The sequence below is a fragment of the Nostoc flagelliforme FACHB-838 genome, assembly GCF_014698065.1.
Classification (GTDB): Bacteria; Cyanobacteriota; Cyanobacteriia; order Cyanobacteriales; family Nostocaceae; genus Nostoc; species Nostoc flagelliforme_B.
This window is the reverse complement of record NZ_JACJSI010000634.1, coordinates 1-2,332: the sequence shown is the minus strand read 5'-3', so window position 1 is coordinate 2,332 and position 2,332 is coordinate 1. Positions and strand designations below refer to the sequence as shown.

The 2,332-nt window shown below is 39.7% G+C and carries 1 protein-coding gene; it reads right to left on the bottom strand.

The genetic code is table 11. The annotated features are described in order from the left end of the window. A partial coding sequence (locus tag H6G97_RS50010; protein ID WP_190947645.1) for a DUF3854 domain-containing protein occupies positions 1-2,332 on the bottom strand: 2,332 nt, incomplete at both ends.

Here is a 2,332-nt window from a genome sequence, read left to right as displayed (position 1 = left end):
GTTTGCCCAATGTTCTGCTGCTCGAATTGACTTTGAAGGAGAATTTTTTGGTAAAGTTCACGTTGCTCCCCAATAGTCAGCTTGCCAGTTAAGACAAGTTTTTCCCGCAAAGGGTTGTTGTACTGATTGGCAACACTAGACCAAGTTTTATTAGTTTCTAAACCTTGCCAATGAGAGGCAATCTCAGGGTGAAGAGGCACGGGTGTATCACGCTTTGGGTCAGAATAAAACTGTGGCTGTGGTTGTTGAAAAGCCTCCGTTCGCAAATCATTAACAATGTGGGCTAATGGTGGAAGCACAATATCAGTACGTCCATTGCGATTGATCTCACTCCAGGCAAGATTTTGAATCTGCTGGTAAAGTTCACGCTGTTCACCAATAGTCAGCTTGCCAGTTTGCTGAATTTTAGATTGAAATTCTAAACGTCCTTGCGCTACAGTCTCATGACTTGAACCATCTTTTTCTAACTGCTCCCAATATTGGTTCAAAACTGGATGTAGTGGTAGCAAAACTTTATCTAAGTTAGAAGAAAAATTGGGTTGTTTTGTTGGTTGTGATGATGTTGTGCTGTTAGGTGTAGTTGAGTGTGATACAGCGTTCTGTTGTTTTGGAGGATTAGAGCTTACTCCTTCTTCTTGTGGGTTTGATTGTGTCTTGCGATCTGGTACGTTGGGTGTAGATTGAGTAGATTGATATGACTGCTCCTCGTCTAAATTACGGGTAATTTCGGGATGAACGGGCAAGTCCATGTCACGGGTGTCTGTCGGGTTGCCAAACAAATCTTTGTAATTAATATGCAGCTTTTGAGCTAATAATCTTAACTTCTCCAAATCAGCTTCAGTGATAGCCAAAGTTTTGACTTGATGAGTCATACCAGTGTCAGTTTTCTCAAACTGAAAGCGAACAGCTTCCCGATTTGTACCATTGTGTTCAGTTGTGAGTAATTGCAGAGTAGATGTATTGTCAGTGGTTTGCCGAAAAAGAATCCGGTAATTACCCAAGGTTAAATCGCCTTTCTCGAAGCTAGTAATAGTTTGTGTGAGAATTTCTAATACCTCGTTTTCTTTGAAACTTTCTAAAATATTGTGTGTGCCTTTAGGAGAGACTGAACCAACGACAGAGGCTATTTTGCGAGGGTCTTCATCAACAGAGGGCAATTCTTTACCAGCTTTGAGGTAGTCAGCTACTAACAAAAACTCCTGCCTTTCAATAGGCAGAATGTTAATTTGTCTTTCTCTCCAAATTTTTTGTTCAGACTCTATTTCTGTGTAAGAAAGTTTAATATTGCCTACGTGTCCCCATTTATCAGCTTGAAAAGTCATTAACTCTACATCATCATGACGACGATAGATACTGTATTTATCAGCACCATGATTCTTAATTACAAAAGCATCAGCATGGTAGATTTTGCCACTGGTCTGCTGTTGTTCATCTTTAGCCTCAACACCATATTTTTTTAACAAAGTATAAGCAGCAAAAGCTATTTGTTTATTCTCACTAGCTTCTAGGCGCTTTCTAAAAAAGTTAGGCTCATAAAGTGTAACATTTTCTTTTTTAGCCCAAGAACTAATGCTTTTTGTGTTTTGTGGAATTACAGGAGTTTCACTTGCTTGGGTTGACTCAGGGGTAACATCTACATGAATAATGTCTGAATCAATAACTTTTATATCTATAATTTGTGAACCAAGGTCAATAGGTGATTTAGCACGACTTTTTTTAAATACACCAATGTTTGGTTCTAATTCGGGAGCATCTGTCACAGTAGAATCTCCTTTTTGTTGATCAATTGTTTTGACTGTGCCATCTTTGAGCTTGATAGTAAAACGTAAGCTATCAAGTTGATTTTGATGCCATGACTCTAGAGCTATAGCCCCGGCAGATAGCTTTTCAAAACTTTCTCCTCCCTGTGCAACTATAAAATCATCTACACCTTTATCGGGCCCTGGCAGCGTTAGTACTTTCACGACAGCACCAAATTCTTGTAATAAGCTTCCTGTTTGACAAATATCTCTTTGGATATTGAGTTTAGTTTCAGGCTTAGTTTCATAATCAAAGCAGATTTTGATTTCTCTACTCGAAGTTGCGAAAACAGCTAACTCATCAGCCAGATAAGAATCACCAATTTTCTTGCCCCACTCGTTTTTAGGTGAGCGATAGCCGGAGGAAATTCCTGGTAGTCCGATGGCTGCGTGACCATGCGATAGTAGACTAGCCGCCTTCTTCGCGCCCTCTGTAATGATGAGTGGGATATTGTGTTTGCACACACAATACCAAAAACCACTCAAGCGATCGCTATCGGTGGGGTTTACTCCAGCTTTTGAGTAAATATTTT